This is a genomic window from Nodosilinea sp. FACHB-131, assembly GCF_014695395.1.
Lineage (GTDB): Bacteria > Cyanobacteriota > Cyanobacteriia > Phormidesmidales > Phormidesmidaceae > Nodosilinea.
The window spans coordinates 130484-153783 of the sequence record NZ_JACJOF010000025.1 but is presented as its reverse complement, the minus strand read 5'-3'; the positions used below and the strand labels follow the sequence as shown (position 1 = coordinate 153783).

The window sequence follows — 23300 nt, the reverse complement described above, 5'->3', positions numbered from 1 at the left end:
GTTTGCATAACCTTGCCCCGCCCAGACATACATTCTTGTGAACGCTACCGCCTTCGGCATCTCTGCCCCCAGTCTTTTAACCCTAAAAGGAATACTCCCATGACACGCTTCTTCAAGTCCGTGGCGATCGCCGCTAGCCTGCTCACCGTTGCCCTCACCGGCTGCGGCAAAACCACCGCCCTCAGTCCCAGCCAGCTGGCCGAGCAAAACAAGCCCGGCACCCTGATCATTCAAACTGTTCACAATGCCGAATTTTCGGTACCCGACTACGACCTCAACGATGACAAAATGGCCCAGCTCGCTCAGGCTTTGGGCAAAAAAGCGGCCAGCGGCGAATATACCTCTGAGCAGCAGGTGTTTGTCGCCATCATTCAAACGGTGTTAGCTGACCCCCTGGCCTATTTCACCCCGATCTCAACGCGGGTGCAAGAGCAGGCCGAAGTCAGCACCACCGGCTCGGCCCTGGCGGTCACCGAAGATGGCTACCTGGTCACCAATGCCCACGTGGTCTCCTCAGAGCAAGACGACATTAAGGGAATGCTGGCCGACAGCGCCCTGGAGGAAGTCGCTGTCTCTAGCTGCAAATCGCTGTGGAATGAACTGGGCGACGGCTATTACAAGGAGGCGATTGGGGCGCTGATGGGCACCCAGGAGTTTGTGCAGCTTTGCCTGCAAGCCCACGCCAAATACTTCGCCCACCACATGTCGCTTGATGCTATAGATACCAAAATCTATGCGGCGATGGGGGCTACCGCCCGCGACCAAATCGTTGAGCAGGGCCAAAAAGCCACCGTCAAAGCCATTGGCGAACCTGCCCCCGGTAAAGACGTGGCGATTCTCAAAATTGAGGCCACCCACATGCCCACTGTGGCCTTGGGAGACGATAAAGCGCTGGCGGCAGGCGATCGCATGTTCATTCTTGGCTACCCCGGCGCAGGTGTAATCGACGAGCAAGAAGCGGTCGAGGCCTCCCTCACCGCTGGGCTGGTCAGCGCCCGCAAAACCATGGCTGACGGCTGGGATATTTTGCAAACCGATGCCGCCATGAGCAGCGGCAACAGTGGTGGGCCAGTGTTCAACGAGGCGGGTGAGGCGATCGGCATTGCCACCTTTGCTAAAGTTGACCCTACCACGGGCAGTCAGGTGCAGGGGGCAAACTTCGTCATTCCCATGGGCGTCGTCAACGAGTTTTTGGCCCAGGCCAACGTCGAGCCTGCCCCCAGCGGCGTTTCTCAGCTCTACCAAACGGCAGTGACCCAGTTTGAGCGGGGTCAGTTTAAGCGCGCCCTGGCCAGCTTTCGCCAGGTCAGCGAGCTCAACCCCAGCTACCCCTACGTGCAGGACTACCTAAGCAAATCCCAGGCGGCCCTCAACAATGATTCATCGGGGGCATCGCTTAGCACCCTAGGCATTGGTGGAGTTGCCCTACTGCTGTTGTCGGGGGGCACAGTTGTAGCTCTGCGCCGGGGCGTTGTGAAGCTGCCTAGGCTCACCACCCACTGATGGCGCTATCAGCAATTACCCTTGGCCGGAGAAATGCGTCTGCATCTCTGGCCAAGGGAGTGGTTGCTCTTCTACAAGGACAAAAACGAAATGAGAAGAGCGGATTTAGCATGGGATTGAGAGACATGGTTTTTCTTGGCGGTTTTGCTTTTCTAAGTGGTCCATCTATTGACTGAACCCCAAAGCCTTTTGCTAGTTCTGGAGATGGGCAGCTCAAGGCAGTTTTAGAAGCGGATTTTTGTTTGCCAAATGTAGGCCACACCTAAACTTGTCTATCTACAGCTGAAACAACCCATATTTTCAAAAGTTGGGGGCAAGGCATCACCAGGGGCTTGAAACACCTGACTAGCAAGCATCTGTTGAGAACTGACAATCCTCGTGTCGGTGGTTCAAGCCCGCCTCCTGGCACACCTTTCAGAAAATGAGACTGCAATATTTCTAGTGGGACTGCAATAACCGAGTCCCACTCTTTAGTTCTGTAATCCATCCAGCTGCAGCAGCCCATAGTCCCGCTGGAATGGCCCACAGTAAGAGAAGAGGAACACCCCAAAACATTTGTCTCAGGCGACTGCAAGAGCTTGTCACGGATACAGCAGGATGCTCCAGAGCAGTTGGCTTAGGCACTGCTGGAGTTTTTTGCTGGTATGGAGAGATCCTACCCCTGTTCTTGGAGGGCTAAACGATTCCCGTTGGGAGTCAAGATACTCCGTTTAGGAATCATTTTAGGGCGGGTGAGTCGGTAAGCTGTGGGCTGGGTTCTTGCGGGGTAGGCTCGCTATGGGGGCAGCAGCACAGGGGTATCAAGCGATTTTGGCGACTTATCTGAAACCGCAGCGAAAGCGGTTTTGGGGGTTGGCGATCGCCCTGCTGGGGGGGATTGGCTTACAGCTGCTGAACCCTCAGATTTTGCGCTACTTCATCGATACGGCGATCGCGGGTGGGCAACAGCGATCGCTGGTGTTGGCAGCGGCGATGTTTATGGCGATCGCAATTTTGCAGCAGGGGCTAGCGATCGCCACCACCTACTTCAGCGAGACTATTGCCTGGCGCGCTACAAATACCCTGCGTCTTGACCTGGCCCGCCACGCCCTGGGCCTTGACCTGGCCTTTCACAAAGCCCACACCCCCGGCGAACTGGTAGAGCGGGTCGATGGCGATGTGGATGCTCTCTCCCGGTTTTTCTCGCAGTTTATGTTGCAGGTGGTGGGCAATGGCCTGCTGGTGGTCGGTGTCTTACTGATGGTGTGGCGCGAAGACTGGCGCGCCGGGGTGAGCCTGAGCCTGTTTGCCCTGTTGGCCTTTGGCGTTTTGGGTAGCCTGCAAAACCTGGCCGTTGGCCCCTGGGGCACCTACCGCCAGATCAGCGCCGAATTTTACGGCTTTGTGGCCGAGCACCTCAGTGGCCTGGAAGATATCCGCGCTAACGGGGCTGTCGGCTACGTGATGGATCGGTTTTACAAAATTCTGCGACAGTGGCTGGCGGCATTTCACCGGGCTCGCTTCACTAGCACGCTGCTGTGGGGCAGCACCGTGGGGCTGTTTACGATAGGGAATGCGATCGCCCTGGCCATTGGTGCCTACCTCTGGAGCCAATCCGCCATCACCATCGGCACCGTCTACCTGCTGTTCTACTACGCCACCCTGCTGCAAGACCCCATTGAGCGCATCCGCGAAGAGCTAGAGCAACTCCAGCAGGCCCAGGCCAGCATCCAGCGCATCCAGAATCTATTGGGGCACCAGGCTCAGGTAAGCCCCGGTGGTCAAGGAGTTTTACCCAGGGGTGCGCTATCGGTGGAGCTTGAGGAGGTGTGGTTTGGTTACGAAGACGTAGGCGAGTGGGCGAGTGGGAGCGTAGACAAAACGAGTACTGACGAGACAAACAAATCTCAACCACCCATCCACCCGCCTACTCAACCACCCGCCCACCCATCCACCCGCCCACCCATCCACCCACCCACCCTCCAATCCCTCACCCTCCACCTCCCCGCCGGTCAAACCCTCGGCCTGCTGGGTCGCACGGGCAGCGGCAAGAGCACCCTGGCGCGACTGCTGCTGCGGCTGTACGACATTCAGCGGGGGCAGATCTGCCTGGGGGGGGTGGATATTGCTCAGGTGCCGCTGCGGGAGTTACCGCACCACGTGGGGTTTGTGACTCAAGATGTGCAGTTGTTTCAGACTTCAGTGCGCAATAATCTGACGTTTTTTAATGGGCACATCGACGATCGCGCCATTCTGCAAACCCTGGATGACCTGGGCCTAATGCCCTGGCTGGAAGCGCTACCGCAAGGGCTGGATACAGAACTGGGGGCCGACAGCGGTGGGCTGTCGGCGGGGCAGGCACAGCTGCTGGCCTTTGCGCGGGTGTTTCTCAAAGATCCGGGGCTGGTGGTGCTAGATGAAGCCTCGTCGCGGCTCGACCCGCTGACAGAGCAGTTAATCGAGCGGGCGGTGGATCGGCTGTTGGTGAACCGCACAGGAGTTATCATCGCCCATCGGCTCAAGACCGTGGAGCGGGCTGACCAGATCTTGATCTTGGAGCAGGGGCAGGCAGTGGAGTACGGCGATCGCGCCGCCCTCTTAACCAACCCCAATTCACAGTTTTCACGCTTGCTTAAGGTCGGAGCGATGCCCGATTAATTCTGAAACTACGCCAAGGCTGCATCCCCAGTTCAGCCAGGATAGCGGACTGGTTTGAATTGCCCTAATTGAGGTGGTTGAGCCGCTTGCCAGAATCAAATCAATAAATGAGAATAAGTCTTATTTGCTGATTACAGTTCCTGAACTCCTGTGGGCGCGCCGCTTTCATCCCTATGGCTATCTTGCTTTCAGAAAAAGACCACCCGGTATCGTTATCTGCCAAGGCTTACCCGTCAGCGCTCAGCAACTACGAGCTGGTAATTCCATCGTCCCAAGCGGGAAGCCGGGGCTATAAGCGATCGCTTAACTTCAACCACGGTCTTAATTTGTTGATTCGCGACTACTGGCTGCAAGATACGTTGATCGAAGAGCTGCTCCCCGAACCCGAAGGCCTGACCCTAGAGTTTGGCTTTAATATCGCAACGGCTGCAGCGGAAGATTTGTCTGGCTCGGCCCTAGCCCAGGCGAGTTTTGTTCAAGTAGCACCGAATCGTACCTATGCTGACACCACAGAATGGCCCCACCGGGGCCGACTGCTAAAAATTGACCTGCACCTGCGCGCACCTGCGGCTATGGCAGACTTTAATTCCGAGCAACTGGCGCTGATTCCAACTGAACTGCAAGGGGTAGTTAACCAAAAGCCAGATTTGTGGCACCAGTCTCTAGGGGCGATCGCGCCGAATATCCAGTTCGTGCTTCAGCAAATTCTCAACTGCCCCTACACCGGCTCCATTCAACAGGTTTACCTAGAAGGAAAAGCGTTGGAGCTGATTGCCCTGCAAACGGCTCAGTGGCTAGAGGCTGGCCCCTCTCGGCTGGCTCAGCGGCTGAAGCCCTCAGATGTTGACCGCATCTACCAGGCCAGAGATCTCGTTGCCCAACGCCTGGACGATCCCCTGTCACTGCTGGAGCTGGCCCGGGCTGTGGGTCTCAACGACTGCACCTTGAAGCGCGGCTTTCGCCAAGTGTTGGGTACGACGGTATTTGGCTATCTGCGACAGCAGCGCCTGATCAAAGCACGGCAGCTATTGCAAGACACTGAGATGAGCGTGGCCGAGGTCACCTATCAAGTGGGCTACAGCCATGCGGGGCACTTTGCCGCCGCCTTCAAGCGCGAGTTTGGCGTCAGCCCCAAAGCTTTCAAAAATTCCGTGCTGTGACTGAATTGTTCCGTGCCCAGGCAGACGCGATCGCCCCTTTCGCCCTAAAGTTCCTATACCTAGATGAAAGCTATTCTCATCTAGCCTATTGAATACTTGAACGGTGGTGTGAAGGATATGACTCAGCAGCGGAGCGGATGGAGCATATGGGTTGGCATGGTAGGGGCGATCGCAGCCCTGGCTCAACCGCTGGCGGCCCAAGCGAACGATGAGAATGTGGATGAGTGGGTGGGTGGGCGAGTGGATGAGTCCGCACAACTCACCTACCCATCCACCCCCTTACCCATCCACCCATCCACCCGCCACCCCGCCGCTACCGTAGACGAATGGATAACCCAAATCGCCCAGGCCACGGTGCAAATTACTGGGGTGCGGGTAGAGTCGACCGAGGCGGGGTTGCAGGTGGTGCTGGAGACGGCGGCGGGTGAGCTGTCGGCACCCACCACGCGATCGCTCGGCAACGCCCTAATTATCGATATCCCCAATGCGGTGCTGACCCTGCCCGACGGGGGCGAGTTTCAGCAGGCCAGCTCAACGGCGGGCATTGCCTTTGTCAGCGTTACGGGGCTGCCAGATAATCAAGTGCGAGTTTCTATTACCGGCGACAGTGCCCCGCCCAGTGTGGCAGTCAGCCCGGCTGCCCAGGGCCTAGTTTTGGCCATCACCCCTGGGTTGGTGACTGAGACCGAAGCGACCGAGGAGGCTATTCAGCTGGTGGTAACTGCGACTCGAACTGAAGAAGAGTTACAGAACATTCCTCGCTCTGTCACCGTGATTACCCAGGAAGACATTGAGCAACAAACCCGGTTCAGCGAGGACCTGGGGGATATTTTGTCTCAGCTCGTCCCTGGCTTTAGTGCCCCCACCGGACGCACCAACACCTTTGGGCAAACCCTACGGGGACGCGAAATTTCGGTGTTGATTGACGGCATTCCCCAAAACAGCAACTTGGGCTCTGTCCCCGCCGCGCTGACCACGATTGATCCGCGCTCGGTTGAACGGATTGAAGTGGTCCGTGGTCCCAACGCGATCTATGGTGGGCAGGCCACAGGCGGTTCAATCAACATCATCACGCGGCAACCGGATGCGAGTCCCGTGAGCCAGACGATCGACATCGGTGGCAGTGCCGCCTTCAACGAGGCCTTTCTGACTGGGGATGGGTTTGGCTATAACGCACTTTACTCAGTCTCAGCGGCGACAGAGACAGCCAGCATCTTGGGCAGTCTGTCTTACACCTCGCGCGGGGTGTATTACGACGCGGAGGGCGATCGCATCCCCAGCGACTTAACCAACGCCGAGACAGACGAGGTGAACCTGTTGATTCGGCTAGGGGGAGAGCTTAGCCCAACGCAGCGGTTGAATTTCACCTTTAACCACTTCAGCCAAATTCAGAACGTCTCCTATATCAGTGACCCTGAGGTGGACAATATTGCGGGGGTGCAGAAAGCCCGAGCTATTGAACTACCGGCAGGCACTCAAATTATTGATGCCCCCAATGAGGCCTCTCTAGAAACCACGAACCTCACCCTCCAGTACTTCCATGATGACTTGCTCAACAGTGAGGTTTCGGGGCAGGTGTTTTTCCGCAACTATGAGTTTGTGGGCGGCCTACCCACCGATCTCCGGGAGTTTTTTGGCATTATCTCCCAATCCCCTGGGAGTACTCAGCAGTGGGGGGGCCGACTTCAGGTCAATACGTCGTTTAATCCTGAAGATACCCTGAGCTTGCTCTGGGGAGTCGACTATGTGCGAGAGGACAGTTCTCAGCGGTTTAACCTATTTGCCCCCGATGAGTTTGACGCCAGCGGCGGACTGGTTTTTCGCAAAATTGGTGAGGTCGATTTTGTCCCTCCCTACCGCTTAAACGACCTGGGCATTTTTGCTCAGTTGCAGTGGGATGTTGTCGATCGCCTCACCCTCAGCGGCGGGGCACGGTATGTCAACCTCAATATTGATACCGACGACTACACCACCTATGACGGCAACAGCATTGAAGGCGGCACGCTGACTGCGGACGATGTGGTCTTCAATCTGGGCTTAGCCTACGAAGTTGTGGATAACTTGACGGCATTTGCCAGCTTTTCCCAGGGCTTTTCACTACCCGATATTGGCCGGGTGCTGCGCTTTGCCCCTGCTGGCTTTGCCGTTGAAAGCGGCATTGATTTGACCCAGCCCCAAAAGGTCGATAACTACGAAATCGGCCTGCGGGGCAACTGGAACACCGTGCAGGCGTCTTTAGCCGCATTTTATAACTACTCCAGTTTGGGCACAAGATTTGCCGTAGTGGATGATGGCCCCCTGCAAACCGTGCGATCGCCCCAACGGGTCTATGGGATAGAAGGTGCCCTTGACTGGCAACCCAGCGATCGCTGGAGCCTAGGAGGCACTGCCGCCTGGCTAGAGGGTGAAGATGATGCTGACGAAGATGGGGATTTTACGGCGCTTAATAGCCTGATCGTGCCGCCGTTTAAGCTGACTGCTTACGTGGAGAACGAAACCCTGCCGGGCTGGCGGAATCGGTTGCAGCTGCTGTTTTCTGGTAACCGCGATCGCGGCTTTAATGCCGGTGCCGATGATGCCCCTATTAATAGCTACATCACCCTTGACCTCTTGAGTGGCGTTCGCCTTGGGAATGGAGAGCTAACGCTGGGCATTCAAAATCTACTGAATACCCAGTATTACCCGGTGTATTCTCAGTACTTCGCCCCCTTCTCTAGCAGCGACAATCGAGCGGGCCAGGGCCGAACGATGAGTCTCAGCTACCGGACAACGTTTTAGGGAGTAATAGTGCTGAGCAGGGATGTCTGTAAACCCTGGGGAAATGTCCTGAGTGCATACCACTTTTGCCAACCTCTCTCATCCCCCAACCCCTTCTCTCTTAGGGAGAAGGGAAGCCAAACTTCAAAGTCCCTCTCCCCCAGGGAGAGGGATTTAGGGAGAGGGCCACAAACCTGGGATATCCCTAAGCTTTTTCTCTAGATTCACCTGGTAAATTAACTAAATTAATGATTGCTAGTTGTCGAATTTTTAAGCCTTTTTTGCTATTTTGTCTAGCTCTACTATTGAGTTGGGGCTGTAGCTATCGTCTACCATCAAACAACCCATCTCAAAGTTCTGCGAGCGTTTCTCCAGATTGTCGAATGATTGCCCATGATGCTGGGCAGACAGAGATTTGCGGACAGCCTTTTACCATCGTTGCCCTCAGCCCCTACATTCTAGATATGATGCTGGCCCTAGGCGTAGAGCCAGCGGGATATGCTGCTGCCGATGTGACCAAAGATATGTTGCAACGGCCTAAATTTGACAACCCCAAGCAACAGATTCCTTATCTGGGAAATCGATTAACCGGCCAGCCGGTTAATTTGGGCGATCGCCACAGCCCTTCTCTAGAGGCGATCGCTCAATTGCAGCCAGACTTGATTTTAGGTGAGGGCTGGCAGGGCACCCAGGGCAAGTATGGTTTATTATCTAAAATTGCGCCAACGGTATTGGTCGACGATAGCAAGGACGGTTGGCAGCACAGTGTTGAAATTGTCAGCAAAACCTTAGATAAACCAAAGCAGTTACAGCAGATCAAGGCTGACTATGAAGCCAAAGTCTCGGCTGCCCGGGCTCAGTTGGCCTCAGCTGCAAGCAAATATCCTCGGGTATTGCTGATCAGTTCTGGAAGCTTATCTCAAGCGATTTATCCTTACAACGATACCGTGTTTTCAAGACTGCTTGAGCAACTCACCTTTCAGCTTGTAGACACAAAATCAGTTCTTTCTAACAACCCTACAATCTCGCTTGAAATCTTACCGCAGCTAGAATCTGATATCACTATTGTCGTTGCTTGGAATGATGCCGAAAAAAGCGATGCTCAGGGATGGGAAAAAATACAGCAGGAGTGGAATAGCGTTCCTATACTAAGTCAAATGCCAGCTTCTCAGGCCGAGCGAGTCTTTTTTTTAGATGCGCGTTTATCTACTATTCGAGGCCCTGTGGCGGCGGCGGCTATTTTGGAGAGCTATCTAAGTTTTTTGACCCCTCTTAATTAGCATGGAACAATTTCGGAAGATTCTAATGCCTACATTGTGATTCGCATGCACCTTCGCTGTGGGAGTAATGGTCGTCAAGGTATACATTGCCACTAGAGGCTAGGGATTTTGAGCAACGGTTGGACGTGGACATAGTTGAGTCATCGCCTGAGCAACCTCAGGTTCGTCGAGCGAGCGCACTAGTTTGAGAGGAAGCGGAGGCTGACTAATCGAGCGGACGTAGGATGCTTGTAAAAAGGAAGCAGAGACAGGCGCAGCCGCCAGATGATTTTTTGCAAAGGCAAGGGTCATTGTGTTGAGATAGCGATAGGCCAGAGCTGGATCGGGGCCTGCTAACTCAGGTGCGTTGAATGGATCATTTTGATTAGTGTTCGCACTGGCATAGGTGTGAGATCCCTTCTGAATCAGAACTAAATACTGATTAGGGGTGGTTAGCCAGGTGAAGGGGCAAATCTGTTCTAATAGTGCAGGAGCGATCGCATCTTCACTGCCGCTAACCAGCATAACTGGCACCTGAAGTTGGCCTATTCCTTGCGGCCCAAAAATCTGGCTACCGATCGGATTCAGTGCAACAACTGCCTGGACCCGTGGATCGCGTAAACGGTTTACGGCTTGAGGAGATAGACCAATGGCTGAACACTGGAGTAGCAGTGAGATGTTGCCAACGTTGAGATTGATTTGACTCGACTCGCACTCCTGCCGCAGAGATGCTAAATCGAACGTTGCGCCTGCCAGCGCCAGCGCAGTGTATCCTCCAAATGAGTGTCCAATTATTCCTACGCTTTGTAAGTTCAGCGTTCCCTGCCCTGAGACTGGCGTTTGAGTGCGACGCTGTAGCTCATCTAGCAAGTAGCTCACATCTAGAGGGCGATCAATGAATTCAGAGGTTCTGACCACCTCCCTGGCTCTACCTGCCAGTAAGGCTTCCAATTGTTGCCGATTACTACCGGGATGATCCATCACAACAACCGCAAAACCATGGGACGCGAGATGTTGAGCCAATTCAGCAAAGTTTGATCGACTTGCCCACAGTCCAGGAGAGATAATGAGGGTTGAAACTGAATCTGGACGCTGAGGGCGATAGAGATCAACAACGAATCGGCGTTGACGGCGACGATCGTCAAGGGTCAGAGTTTCTTGTGTCCATTTCCACTCACCTGGCTGATCCAACTTAGGAGCTAGATCGGGATTGATTGCAGGCTCAGTTTTTGCTTCGGCATCAAACTGGCGCTCTATCAGTGTGGTAGCTTGCTGCGTCTGGTGATATAAGTCTGTAAAGCCGCGAACCATCTCAAGGGCAAATTCTGAATTGATTCGCATGGTTCGCGTGGGAAACTTCTTTAGAACATTGAGCAGTGTAAGTCCCTCTGGATCTGCTGCTGCTAGAATCAGCGAAGCTCGGAGCGCATAGAAGCCATTTTGATGTGCCTCCGTTTGAATCAAGTTGCCTAAAAATCTTAAGGAGATTTCTCCAAACGAGGAATAGAGAAATTGAGAGACGGGTACTACACCTAAATTAAGGCGATAGCTGAGGATTTGCCGAAACTCTGCTATTTCTTCGGGTTTGGCATGTTTGGCGTATGCTGCTAGTTCGCTATCAACGGTGCCTTCTCGTGCAAATCTCTCTAGGGATGACACGGAGATGGAAAACTCAAACGGGCCATAAAACAAAGAAACTTGCTCTGCCGCAACGGTTGTAGCAGGGTACAGCAGAGTAGAAAGGCAGCCAATTCCAAATAACTGTCCGCACCTACTGATCAATGAGGTCCACGGTCCAGAGCGTTTTTTGAAGCGCGTGACACCAGAACCCAACCAAAATTTACGCCATTGATGCCAGGACATCATAAAACTCCAGCTGGTTTGGTAAATTCAAACGCCTGAACTGATTTGTGACAATCCACCGCAAACCATCTAGGTAAGGTAGATATCTAATTCGTGATCGCAGTCTCCGGGTTATCCGCCAAGCGGCCATCTTCCATATAAACGATGCGATCGGCGATGTCTAAAATGCGGTTGTCGTGGGTGACTAATAAGATGGTGCAGCCCTGCTCTTTAGCAAGTTTTTGCATAATCTCTACAGCATCACGCCCAGATTTCTTGTCTAGAGCGGCTGTGGGTTCATCAGCTAATACAATTTTGGGTTGACTTGCTAACGCACGGGCGATCGCAACTCGCTGTTTTTGTCCACCCGATAAGCTATCAGCATAATAGTCTACCCGCTGTTGCAGCCCTACTGCGTTTAGCATGGCAACGCTCATTTCATCGATGTCGCGATCGAACATTTCGTCATGCAGTTCTAGAGACATTCGCACATTTTGTTTGGCAGTCAGAAATGTCAATAGATTATGTGCCTGAAAAATATAGCCAATGTTGCGGCGAAGTTGAGTCAATTGTTGTTTGTTGGCATCATACAATTCTTGACCGAGAATCTTGAGACTGCCTTCTTGCGCCGATCGTAATCCGCCCATCAGCGTTAGCAGGGTAGTTTTACCAGAGCCAGAGGGACCAGTCATGATAATGATTTCGCCTGCATAAATATCTAAATTGATGTCAAACAAGGCTTGTTTGCGGAGTTCGCCGCTGCCAAAGTAGTGATTAAGCTGCCGAGCAGAAATAACTGGTTCTGCTGCTGTTAAGTGAGATTGACCTGACTGCCAAGATTGAATCATTGCATTTGTTCTTGTGTATGGGTAATATTAATTTTTTGTGAAGCTGCATCCAGTAGGAGTCTGAAAGCTTTGCAGGGCAAGAAAGTATTATTTGTAAGCCCGAATTACATTGGTATAAGCGATCAGAAAATTGGATGGCCTAGGGAAAAAGCAATGCAGTCTGCAATTAGGAGAATACCTAGTCCAATTAATAGGACTCGCAATATTTTGTGTCCCCATTTTTGCACTGAGCGATTAGTTGCTTGGATTAAGTTAGCACTATGGTCACCTAGGCAGATATAGAGCCCTAATAGAGCAATTAGTGGAAAGACAAAGATCGCGTTATAGATTGCTAGAATACTTATTGTGGTGAAGAGATCAACCTGCGATCGCACAATTCGCTCGATCGCTGCTAAATAAGGCAGTGCAGTTGGAAAATCCCAAAGCGTTGCAGCGCTACCAAATAGGAAGGTTTGGGCGATTGTTAATTGAGCAGGGCGTTTAGCTTCTTGGGGATCGGCCGAAAACCGATTAAGATTCCAACCCACTATTAATAAAACGACGCCAATGACCAGTTGCAACGTGTATATCAGTAAAGGTGGCAGATTTGGTAAATTGATAGTCAACCGACTTGCTCCAAATGCTACTACCAATCCAGCTGTCCAATAAGTAATGAATACTCCTGTAATAAACGAAACTGAGCGAGGAACTGGCTTGGGTGTACTGAGCAGATACATTTGGACTGCTGTAGTAGTGGGGTTGAGGCTGTCTAGTGCCGCGATCGCAACAAGATAGGCAAGTAAGGATGGCATCTGACTACATTGGGTAAGAACTAAAAAATATCGGCCGGATCAGCAGATTGCAGTTTGCGCATTGCAATTCCTCCTGATGCCGCACACATTACAATCGTCAGCGTCAACACAAGGATCGTGCGGCTGGTTGTCATACCAATTGGTAGAAAAGTTGCAGCGGCAGCAACCGAATACAGTCCAATCGAAATGATAAATCCTGGAATGAACCCTAGAACTGCCATAATCAGCGCTTCCTGGATGAGTACGCCAATTAAATAACTGTCGCTGTAGCCCATTGCTTTCAGCGTGGCATATTCCGGCAAATGGTCTGATACGTCTGAATAGAGGATTTGATAGACAATAATGGTGCCAACGACAAAACCAATGACAGCGCCAAATCCAAACAAAATCCCAATCGGACTAGTGGTCTGCCAGTATTTTTTTTCACGTTCGACAAACTCTTCATGCGTCAGGATCAGAACGTTTTTAAGCTCCGATTGCATCGCAGCCTTAGACTGCTTAATATCAGTACCCGGTTTCAACTGGATGACTCCAATATCAATTTCATCGGGCTGGCGATCTGGAAAAAGCCGAAGGAAAGTTGAGTGACTCGTAATGACATTCCCATTAGCTGAGAATGATGCTCCCATGAAAAATGTTCCAACTACCTTGACTTGAAAGTTATTAAACTGAATTGGTACCGAGCCAAACTGCTGAAGTTCTTCAACTACATTGCCAAAAAAGTGTTTCGCACCAGCGCGATCGTAGAGCATTCGATTCAGCAGCTTAAGCTCACTCTGGTGTGCTTGTACATCTGACAGCGTGATTGCTGAATTATTAGGATCAATGGCAAATACCATTGTGGACTGATCTGCTAGAGTTTGAGCATTGCGCCACTCGCCCTGGCCAATGTAGAGATAGTTGATCGATTCAACTTCTTTAGTGCCTGCTGCCTGATATAGTTGCTGCCTAGGAAAGCTTCTCACCCCACCTAGGCTCTCAAATAATGGGTTAACTAGAAACAGATCCCCTTGCAGAGAGGCATAGGGTTTTACGGCAGACTCAAACAGGGCATCGAGCAATCCCAGTTGAAAAAACATCAGAATATCGGCAAAGGCAATTCCCGCCAAAGCCACCGCAAGGCGGGTTTTTTCCCGTTTGAGCTGAAACCATGCTAAAGGTGTTTTACGAAATATTTTGCGAAACATAGGTAACTCTTTTCCACGCTTTAGGCCAAACCATGACGAAGAGCAAAAACAACCGCTTGAACGCAATTATCAGCTCAAAAACTGCTTAAAGTACTTTTGAAATGCGTTTTGACAGTATTTGAACTGAGATGTAACGCCCAGCATTTTGGTGTTACCTTGTCCTTCAACCATCATTTAAGAACTTCTATTTCACGGCTTGAAAGGTCCTTTAGTTGCGCCGTATACAATAACTGCGCATGTTTTTTTCAATTAAGATAAGAATCAACTGATTGGTTATCGGTGAGGATACAAACGCTTTAGGGTTGAATGGCAACCTGCACTTGCAAATTCGTCAACCCTGAAACACGGTCGCTGTCCGATGCATTGAGCCGAATTCTGACTTTCACCACCCGCTGATCTAGGTTCTCGCCTGGCTGACTATTGAAGATCTCCTGCTGGCTCACTTGCAGCCCCATTTCCTCCACTGTGCCGCGCAGTTCTCCAGAAAAAGGTTCACCTGTAATCACTGCCTGTTGCCCAATGCGAATTTTTTCGATGTCACTTTGATAAACTTCGGCAACTACGTGCATCTGGCGAGTTTGCCCCAGATCCGCAATACCTTTTTCATTCACCACTTCTCCTGCCTTGGCATAGATTTCAAGAATTTGTCCTGCTTGGGGCGATCGCACGACTGCTTGTCTCAAATCTGCTGCGGCTCGCTTAGCAGCAGCGATCGCTTGATCAACTTTTGCCTGTGCAGTTTGCACATCCGTTGGGCGCACTTCCGCAATGCTGTTTAAGTTAGCTCTAGCTGACTCAATTTGTGCCTGCAATGTATCAGCCGTCCGGCCTTGATTCGCTTTTCCCTCATTAAATTGTGCCTGTGCGTTCTCGAAAGCTAGTCGCTTCTGGTCAAACTCAGATGCAGAGATTGCTCCTACCTGATAAAGCGATTGATAACGGCTGTATTCAGCGCGGGCGTTATTAACCCCGGCTTCTAAACTCGTTAAGGTTGCTTGCTGTCGCCGAGTTTCACCTGCTAGCTCTGCCTGCAAACGCTCAATTTCTGCTTGTTGTGCCTCAATTTCGCCCGATTTTGCTCCGGCTTTAACCTGGGCAAGCTCTGCTTGGGCAACGACGACTTGTTGTTCGGCTTCTAGGAGAGCGCCTTGTAACCGATCGTGGCTGTCTAGAATCGCAATTAATTGGTTGGCTTCGACTCGCTCGCCCCGTTTGACGAGGAGCTGGGCAACGCGATCGTTACTGAGCGTGGCTGGAACTGACACTTTTGTCACCTCAGTTTCAGGTTCTAACCGACCCAGCGCCACAATAGACTGAATAATCGGGGTAATCTGAGTGTTCTCTGCTGGTTTCTCTACAGAAAATTGCGAAATGCCGTAGTAAGCAATTCCTGCTGTAATGGTAGATGCAACAACGACCAAGGCAAGCATCCAACGATTAGATGGTTTTGACAGCAACTGCAAATTCATAATGGTCAGCATTAGCGGCTAGCAGAGACGATGAAATTTGAAACGACAAATTAAGCAATAAGATTGAAATAACTACTTAAGTTGAAATTGGTATTACATCGGATCCAGGCGTCTGTTTGGGAGTCTTATTCGTCATTAAAGAGATAACCAGGATTAACAACCAGACCATATCTAATAAATTCGGATTAACTAGTGCGACTGGAATTGACATTAAGGTACAAATAGATTCAACTGGTGCTTTTACTTGCCTCAATCGAATGATTTGACAATTTAAATCTTTGTCATTAACATTCGAGAACGGAATCACTAATAAACTCATTAAGTACAAGTTATAAACAAATGAGCTTTATTAGTCTTTCCAAAGTAACTAAACTGTTGAGCGTGGTTGATCCAATAAAAGGCAGCCAGAATGAAGGTGATGATATAGATGCTAAGGGACTTAAGTTGTCAAATTAAAAATTGATTAATTTCCAAGTTTGACAGCAATTGAACGATTTCTAGCAGCTCAAAGCTCATAAGGGTGATTGCTATTTCTAGGGCAAAAATACAATTGCTCAGCCTTGCTAAGTGGTGAATGGTAGTTTGAGAGCTTGAGTAGTCTGGCTGCATACGTGGTTCAACGGCTCATCTACAAATCATCTAAAACCATCCACAGCGTTTCTGATACCTACAGCTATCATGGAAACGGATGACACTTGTCATGTCTAAACTTGATAGGTGTCATATCTGGATTGGCAGGCGGTCGCGCAAATTAGAGAGAACAGGACGGTTAGTCTATTCAATGAATCTAGATACTGGCTCTTCTCCATCACTTCGCCGTACACTGCGCCTTGGTGAGTGGCTCCTGCTATTCATGACAATCTTGATTTATGTGTTTGACGAAGCCTCCACGCCTAAGCTAATCGTCAAATGTGTTGTGTTTAGCACGCTCTTTTTCTGTTTCAGCTTTATCTTGCCGCTCGATCGTCCACTTTGGCAGCGCCGCGCTTACGTTGTGCTGGAGATGGGATTGGCGGGCGTTGCGATCGCGTCTGGGATCGAAACTAGTTATGTACTTTATTTGCTACTAATCAAGGCGTGTTTCCTATTGAGTCGCCACGAAGTCATTTTGACTAACGTTATGGGTGGAGTGGTCTGGTTGGCTAGTTTTGCCTGGCTGTATCCATCACTGATTCAACGAAAACTCCTAGAGTTTGATAGTGTCACTTTGCAGTCTAATTTGTACACGACGCTGCTGCATGCATTACTGTATTATGTCAGCGCCGGTGTTTTTGTCGTTTTGCTTGGCTTTGTCATTGTGGCAGAACGCGAAAGCCGCCAGCAGGCAGAAGCATTGTCGCAAGAAGTAGAAGTTTTGAGCGCCAAACTAGAACGTCTGCGGATTGCGAGAGAGATTCATGATTCTCTAGGGCACACCCTCACTTCATTGGGAGTACAGCTGGAAGTTGCTCAGAAATTGCGCGATCGCGATTTAGCGAAATCCTTCGATTCGGTAGACAATGCCGCTCTATTGGTGAGTCAGTGCCTACAAGATGTGCGGCAACTGGTTCAAACCATGCGCCATCGGTCCAGTTTCAATCTTAATGAAGCGCTACACGAACGACTTGAGCAGATGCGCCAGCAGGGAATTGCCACTCAAGTAAATTTAAGTTTGCCTGCCCTCTCCCTGCAATCGAGTTATCAGCTTTACTGCATTTTGAAGGAAGGCTTAATTAACATTCAAAAGCACGCCAAAGCAGCTCAGGTGACGCTGCGGGGACTGGTTGAATCAGACGCGATCGTGGTGACGCTGCAAGATGATGGTCAAGGGTTTGATCTGAAGCAGCCATTGACTGGATGCGGTTTGCCAGGAATGCAGGAACGGGTAGAACTCTTGGGTGGAACCCTTAAAATTAGTACGGGTTCCGATCAGGGAACGCAAATCAAAATTGTGATGCCTTATGATTCGAGTGCTCGTCGTTGATGACCAATCCTTCTTTCGAGAAGGGTTAGCCTCTTTGTTGTCCCTAGAGACAGACATCGAAGTGGTAGGACAGGCAGCGGATGGAAGAGCGGCGATCGACCTGACCGGGACGCTTCAGCCCGATGTCATTCTCATGGACATTCGCATGCCCAAATGTGATGGCGTTACAGCTACTCGTGAAATTCTCCGCAGCTATCCGTGGATTCGTATCTTGGTGCTGACAACGTTCGACGAGGATGACTATGTGTGGGAGTCGCTGAAGGCAGGAGCAACTGGATACCTACTCAAAAACACTCCCTCTGGACAGGTGGCTGATGCTATCCGCACAATTCATAAAGGACACAGTCAGCTCGGGCCAACGATCGCACCTAAAGTCTTTGCCCAGCTTCAACAACCTGTTAGTGCTACCCCAGCTAATTTAGCCTTAAGTGAACGGGAGCTAGAGGTTCTCAAGCTACTAGGACAGGGAAAGACAAACCGTGAAATTGCCAAAACCCTGCATATTACCGAAGGAACCGTCAGAAACTACATCAGCCGGGTTCTGAGCGAGCTAGATTTGAGCGATCGCACTCAAGCTGCACTCTGGGCACATGGAAATTTAGATTAGCGATCGCCACAGCATTGACTCCAAAAGCATTCGTGGGAACCTGCGATCGCTCGGCAAAGCCCTTGACGACGGCGATCGCTACTGACCCACTCTACCCAAGAGAGGCTCAAGACAAAACCTAAAATCTAAACTATTGAGAATCGGTGCCAATTAGGATAAAATTTTTCCATCCTCTCTGGCATCTGATGCTTTGGATGTAGATTGCTAGGGGTTGCTCCAAAAGCCTGTCTACGAGGAGTTGTCGGCTGGCGTTGGGGCAACCCCGTTTTATCGCTCCTGTTTATTCCTATAGCGCTGCTGCGCCCATCGCTATGACCATTACCCTTTCCCAAGCTGACTACGCGAACTGGCTCGACGAGGCTACCGCAACAGACAGCGAAGTAACGGCTTATCCTGCTGCTCTCGGTCAGGGGCAACAGCGCTATGTGGCTCTGCGCGAGGGCGTCGAACTTTGTATGGAAGAGTTCTGTCTGCACGATGATTTGGAGATTAGACACTGCGATCGCGAACATCCGCTGGAGTTTATCTTTGAGCAAGTTCAGAGCAGCGGCAAAAGCAGCCAGCGCTACGTCTTCTTTGGCAGTGGTCTAGCTCCGGCGGAGGCTTGGCGGGTTCCCGGCAATCAACGGATTGTAGGGATCAACGTCCATATCGATCCTTACGCCTTTCACCAGTGGATTGGGGAAGCCTGCGATGATCTTCTAGACCTGTTGCGCCCTGCGGATCAACGCTACCTGGAGCGCTCTGGCACTCCCACAGCGGCGATGCAAATGGCGGTGCAGGCGATTTTGCACTGTCCATTTCAAGGGCTAACCCAGCGGCTCTACCTGGAAAGCAAAGTGTGGGAGCTGATGGCGCTGCTAATTGAAGACTTGAAAACAATGTCTGATAGCTTCAGCCCACCAGCCCTCAAAGCCGACGATGTAGAACGCATCCACTACGCCAGTAAGCTGCTGTGCCGCCAGATTGCCCATCCCCCCACGCTGATTGAGCTGGCGCGGGCGGTGGGCATCAATGACCACAAGCTCAAGGTGGGCTTTCGTCAGGTGTTTGGCACCACGGTGTTTGGCTATCTGCACGAGCACCGTATGGAGCGATCGCGCCAGCTACTCGAATCGGGCGACCTCAGCGTCACCGCCGCCGCCGAGGCCGTGGGCTTTGCCAGCCGGGGCCACTTCGCCGCCGCCTTTCGCCGCAAGTATGGAGTGAATCCGGGGGTGTATGTGAGGGGGAGGAGGGCGTGAGGGGTGGGTGGGTAGGAGGGTGGATGGGTAGGAGGGTGGATGGGTGGATGGTTCCGCTTCATGCTCTGCACCGCACACCTAAATGATAAAGATAGGGAAATTGGTTTTCTACCCCTCATTCGTCGCACACTTTGCCTAACCCTCCTACCCTCCTACCCACTCACCCATCCACCCGCCCACTCCCCCACTTGCTCCCAAAAACTCCCAAATCTGATCGCAAAAACTCCGTCTAGGGATCATCTTTCGCTTTAGCGACTGCCACTGCCCTGTATCTTGTTGAGAAGTATTCCTGATTGCCTCAAAGCTATAGGCAGCTAAGGCATTGTCCTCAACGATTTACAGGTGGTGTGATGGGAGTTCGATTGCAGCGGTTGGTATTGTTGGCGGGATGGCTGGCGCTAGTGCCAATGGCGGCTCAGGCTGAAACGGCGCTGCCGTTACTGGAGGCGGCACCCAGCGGGCAGGCAGCAGATCTCAATCTGGCCCAGGGGGCAACGCAAATTACTGGCGTGCGGGTAGAACCCGACGGTCAGGGAATTCGCCTGGTGCTAGATGCCGACGGAGCGCTGGCAGAACCCACCACTTCGGTAGTCGGCAATGCGCTGGTGACCGACATTCCCAATGCGGTGCTGGCCTTGCCGGAGGGCGAGAGTTTTGAGCAGTTTGGGCCTGCTGAGGGCATTGCCCTGGTGAGCGTCACTAGCTTGGAAGATAACCGGGTGCGAGTGTCGATTACCGGCAGCGATGGACCGCCAGCGGTGAATGTGAGCTCTGGGGTGGCCGGGCTGGTGCTGGGCGTTACACCAGGGCAAAGCTTGGCCTCTGGGGAGGAGGAAGTCATTCGCATCGGGGTGACGGGTGAGGGCGATGAGGGCTATGCGCCTAGCGACTCCAGCACGGCCACGCGCACCGACACGCCCCTGCGCGACATTCCCCAGTCGATTCAGGTGATTCCTCAGGCAGTGATTGAAGACCGCGATGCGCGGGAGTTGGGCAATGCCCTAGAGACAGCGGGTTCGGTGGCCGACAATGGCGGTCGGGGGCTGAGCGTGTTTGGCCCTGGCTTTTTGATTCGCGGCTTTGAGAACCGAGGCGGTGTTTTTCGCGATGGGGTCGAGGCGGTTTCGCTGGGGGGGCTGAGCACCAATGACATCGAGCGGGTCGAGGTGCTGCGCGGGCCGGCCTCGGTGCTGTTTGGCCAGGGTGAGCCGGGTGGCATTATTAACCTGGTACCCAAGCGCCCGCTGAGTGAGCCGTTTTATGACATCTCTGCGGGTGTCGATAGCTTTGGCAGCTACGACGGAGCGGTTGACCTATCGGGACCCATCACAGACGACAGCACTCTTCGCTACCGACTTAATGTGTCCTACGAAAATCTCAACAGCTTCCGCAACCTGGTGGATGGCCGAAGGCTGCTGATTTCGCCGATCATCACCTGGGATATTAGCCCCAGCACCTCGCTGGATGTGTATGGGCAGTATACGAGCGATCGCGAAACTATCGATGAAGGGTTGGTGGTGGGTGCCAATGGCATTATCGATCTGCCGCGCGATCGCTTCTTGGGCGAAGACTTTGGCGAATTTTCCCAAGAGCAGTTCAACCTTGGTTATCGTCTCAACCACGAGGTTAACGAGAATCTTGATCTGCGCCATACCCTCCAGTACCAACGATATGCGCCGCGCCGCTACGCTCCCCTATTTGATTCGCTGGATGAAACGACCGGCGAGCTGGGGCGCTTGGCCTACTTTGCGGGTGGCACCTACCAGCGCTTTTACACTAATGCAGAAGCTGTTGGGCGTTTTAACACCGGCTCCATTCCTCACCAGGTATTGTTTGGCGTTGAATATCGCAACACGCTGGAGCAACCCGAGTTTCAGTTCAGCAATTCCTACAACTCCATCAATATTTTTAACCCGGTTTACACGGGCACTCCCTACGCGATCGAACCCGAATTCTTTAGGGACGACACGATTAGAACCGTAGGCATTTATCTGCAAGATCAGATCGATATTTTGCCGAATCTCAAGCTGCTGGCTGGGGTGCGCTACGACACCGCCGATCAGTTTCGCACGACCCGCGACATCGGCCAGCCCCGCGAAGAATTTAGACAGACAGACAGCGCTCTTTCGCCTCGGGTCGGCATTGTTTATCAGCCGATCGAGCCGGTGTCGCTCTACGCCTCCTACACCACTTCATTTCAGCCTTCCTTTGGGGCCAGCCGCAACGCTGACGACTCCACCTTCGCCCCCGAGCGGGGCCGACAGTTTGAGGTGGGGGTTAAGGGCGATATTACCGACAGCCTCAGCTTTACAGCGGCCCTGTTCGATATTCGCCGCCAAAATGTGCAAACCACTGATCCCGACGACCCAGCGTTTACCATCCAAACTGGAGAAGTGGCCAGCCGAGGCTTTGAGCTAGGTCTGGGTGGCGAAATTTTGCCGGGGTGGAACCTCACCGCCAACTACACCCTGCTGGATGCTTTTGTCAGCCAAGATAACTCTATTCCGGTGGGCAACAGTCTGGCCAATGTGCCCGACAACCAGTTCAGCCTGTGGAGCACCTACGAACTACAAGAGGGAAGTTTGGAGGGTCTAGGTTTTGGTCTGGGACTGTATTACGTCAGTCAGCGAGCGGGCAATTCTGACAATAGTTTTACGCTGCCCAGCTATTTTCGCACCGATGCAGCGCTGTTTTATCGCCGCGACAACTGGCGAGCCCAGCTCAATGTTGAAAACCTATTCAACAGCCGTTATTTCACCTCGTCGGATCAGTTTTTGGGAGTAACTCCCGGAGCCCCGCTGACGGTTTCAGCTAGGGTGGGGGTGGAGTTTTAGGAAAGTTAGTAGGGTGCATCCTGCTTCTGCAAGTTTGTGGCCCTCATCCCCTAACCCCTTCTCCCTTGGGGAGAAGGGGAACCGGATTTTCAACGTCCCTCTTCCTCAGGAAGAGGGATTTAGGTACAGCTTCCTTCCCGCGGGTTGATCGACAGATTGGGACGGACCTGAGTGAATAAGCGATCGCAAGATAAGTGAGTGAGGTTAGACATTTGAACTTACGAGTTCTAAAACAGTGGGCAATCAAACTTGTCCTGGCGCTGGTGACCTTGGGATTAGTAGTCGCTTGTCAGGGGGGAGAATCAACCGTCGATCAATCGACTGCGGTGGATTGCACTGAGGTTGAACATGCAGCTGGAACGACCTGTGTGCCGGAAACCTATGAGCGATTGGTGACGCTGGATGGGGTGACGTTTGAGTATGCGATCGCATCTGGCCTCTCCCCCATTGCCACGGCCATGGGCGGCTTGATGGATCACATGGCCGAGCAAATGGCCCAGGTCGAGAACGTCGGGCTGACGGGAGAACCCAATCTAGAGCAGGTGCTGGCTCTCAAGCCCGATTTGATTGTGGGGCTGAACGACAATCAGGCGGCCTATGCCCAAGCTGCTCAAATTGCGCCAACGCTCATGTTTAGCTTTGAGCACAGCGGTCAGTGGAAAACGCTGTTTCAACAGATGGCGGCGGCATTGGGGCAAGCGGATGCGGCGCAGCAGACGATGGCCGATTACGACGCGAGAACGGCAGACTTTAAGGCTCAGATGGGTGATCGCCTCAACGACCTGCGGGTGTCGGTGGTGCGAATTTATCCTGACACCATTAATCTCTACCTGCGGGATTCGTTTGCGGGCACTGTGTTGCAAGATGCGGGGTTGGCCCGACCGACCGCTCAAGATATTGGAGCCGATAAGGCAGCGGCCCTGTTTGATAACCCGATTCAAACCAGCATTAGCCGAGAACTGCTGGGGCAGGCCGATGGCGATGTCATTTTTCTCTGGATGGGTGAGAACACTCCCGAGGCGACGGCAACAGCTAAGCAAAAACTAGAGGCGCTGCGACAAGACCCGCTTTGGCGACAGCTCAAGGCGGTGCAGGCGGGGCGTGTTTACACCGTGCCCAGCTATTGGATTGGCAGCGGCCCGATCGCCGCCAATGCCATTTTGGATGACCTGTTTAAATATCTTGTGGAGCCAGCGTAG

General features: G+C 52.3%; 15 protein-coding genes. 10 read left to right on the top strand and 5 right to left on the bottom strand.

The genetic code is table 11. The annotated features are described in order from the left end of the window. The first annotated feature begins 99 nt into the window (after window positions 1–99). From H6F75_RS15865 to H6F75_RS15845, 5 genes are all read left to right on the top strand, one after another. Window positions 100–1503, top strand: a complete 1404-nt coding sequence (locus tag H6F75_RS15865; protein ID WP_190753433.1) for a trypsin-like peptidase domain-containing protein — start codon at window positions 100–102, stop codon at window positions 1501–1503. A 777-nt stretch (window positions 1504–2280) separates the two neighbouring features. Next, complete coding sequence (locus tag H6F75_RS15860) at window positions 2281–4140, top strand: ABC transporter ATP-binding protein (protein ID WP_190753432.1); 1860 nt, start codon at window positions 2281–2283, stop codon at window positions 4138–4140. A gap of 173 nt (window positions 4141–4313) precedes the next feature. Next, window positions 4314–5300, top strand: a complete 987-nt coding sequence (locus tag H6F75_RS15855) for an AraC family transcriptional regulator (RefSeq protein ID WP_190753431.1) — start codon at window positions 4314–4316, stop codon at window positions 5298–5300. Between the two features lie 117 nt (window positions 5301–5417). Next, window positions 5418–8078, top strand: a complete 2661-nt coding sequence (locus H6F75_RS15850; protein WP_190753430.1) for a TonB-dependent receptor — start codon at window positions 5418–5420, stop codon at window positions 8076–8078. A 362-nt stretch (window positions 8079–8440) separates the two neighbouring features. Further along, entirely contained in the window at window positions 8441–9337 is an 897-nt protein-coding gene (locus H6F75_RS15845; protein ID WP_190753429.1) for an ABC transporter substrate-binding protein, read from the top strand. 99 nt (window positions 9338–9436) lie between these two features. Here H6F75_RS15845 and H6F75_RS15840 read toward each other — a convergent pair whose 3' ends face one another. From H6F75_RS15840 to H6F75_RS15820, 5 genes are all read right to left on the bottom strand, one after another. After that, window positions 9437–11182, bottom strand: a complete 1746-nt coding sequence (locus tag H6F75_RS15840) for an alpha/beta hydrolase (protein WP_190753428.1) — start codon at window positions 11180–11182, stop codon at window positions 9437–9439. An 83-nt stretch (window positions 11183–11265) separates the two neighbouring features. After that, the gene (locus tag H6F75_RS15835) at window positions 11266–12006 is read right to left on the bottom strand and encodes a DevA family ABC transporter ATP-binding protein (protein WP_190753427.1); all 741 of its coding nucleotides are present in this window, start codon (window positions 12004–12006) and stop codon (window positions 11266–11268) included. Between the two features lie 122 nt (window positions 12007–12128). Next, on the bottom strand, window positions 12129–12797 hold the full coding sequence (locus H6F75_RS15830; RefSeq protein WP_190753426.1) for a GAP family protein: 669 nt from the start codon (window positions 12795–12797) through the stop codon (window positions 12129–12131). A gap of 20 nt (window positions 12798–12817) precedes the next feature. Continuing rightward, on the bottom strand, window positions 12818–13984 hold the full coding sequence (gene devC / locus H6F75_RS15825) for an ABC transporter permease DevC (RefSeq protein WP_190753425.1): 1167 nt from the start codon (window positions 13982–13984) through the stop codon (window positions 12818–12820). 296 nt (window positions 13985–14280) lie between these two features. Continuing rightward, complete coding sequence (locus H6F75_RS15820) at window positions 14281–15465, bottom strand: ABC exporter membrane fusion protein (RefSeq protein WP_242020042.1); 1185 nt, start codon at window positions 15463–15465, stop codon at window positions 14281–14283. Window positions 15466–16306: 841 nt separating this feature from the next. On the opposite strand from H6F75_RS15820, the gene H6F75_RS15810 reads away from it, so the two are divergent. The 5 genes from H6F75_RS15810 to H6F75_RS15790 all read left to right on the top strand — a co-directional run bounded on the left by H6F75_RS15810 (window position 16307) and on the right by H6F75_RS15790 (window position 23300). Further along, entirely contained in the window at window positions 16307–17416 is a 1110-nt protein-coding gene (locus H6F75_RS15810; protein ID WP_206754685.1) for a sensor histidine kinase, read from the top strand. Then, complete coding sequence (locus H6F75_RS15805; RefSeq protein ID WP_190753423.1) at window positions 17394–18023, top strand: response regulator transcription factor; 630 nt, start codon at window positions 17394–17396, stop codon at window positions 18021–18023. Before H6F75_RS15810 ends, H6F75_RS15805 begins: the two co-directional genes overlap by 23 nt. Window positions 18024–18334: 311 nt before the next feature. Continuing rightward, window positions 18335–19267, top strand: a complete 933-nt coding sequence (locus tag H6F75_RS15800) for an AraC family transcriptional regulator (protein ID WP_190753422.1) — start codon at window positions 18335–18337, stop codon at window positions 19265–19267. Between the two features lie 350 nt (window positions 19268–19617). After that, the gene (locus H6F75_RS15795) at window positions 19618–22101 is read left to right on the top strand and encodes a TonB-dependent siderophore receptor (RefSeq protein WP_190753421.1); all 2484 of its coding nucleotides are present in this window, start codon (window positions 19618–19620) and stop codon (window positions 22099–22101) included. Window positions 22102–22469: 368 nt separating this feature from the next. Continuing rightward, window positions 22470–23300, top strand: coding sequence for an iron-siderophore ABC transporter substrate-binding protein (locus tag H6F75_RS15790; RefSeq protein ID WP_347710660.1), 831 nt, complete (start codon window positions 22470–22472; stop codon window positions 23298–23300).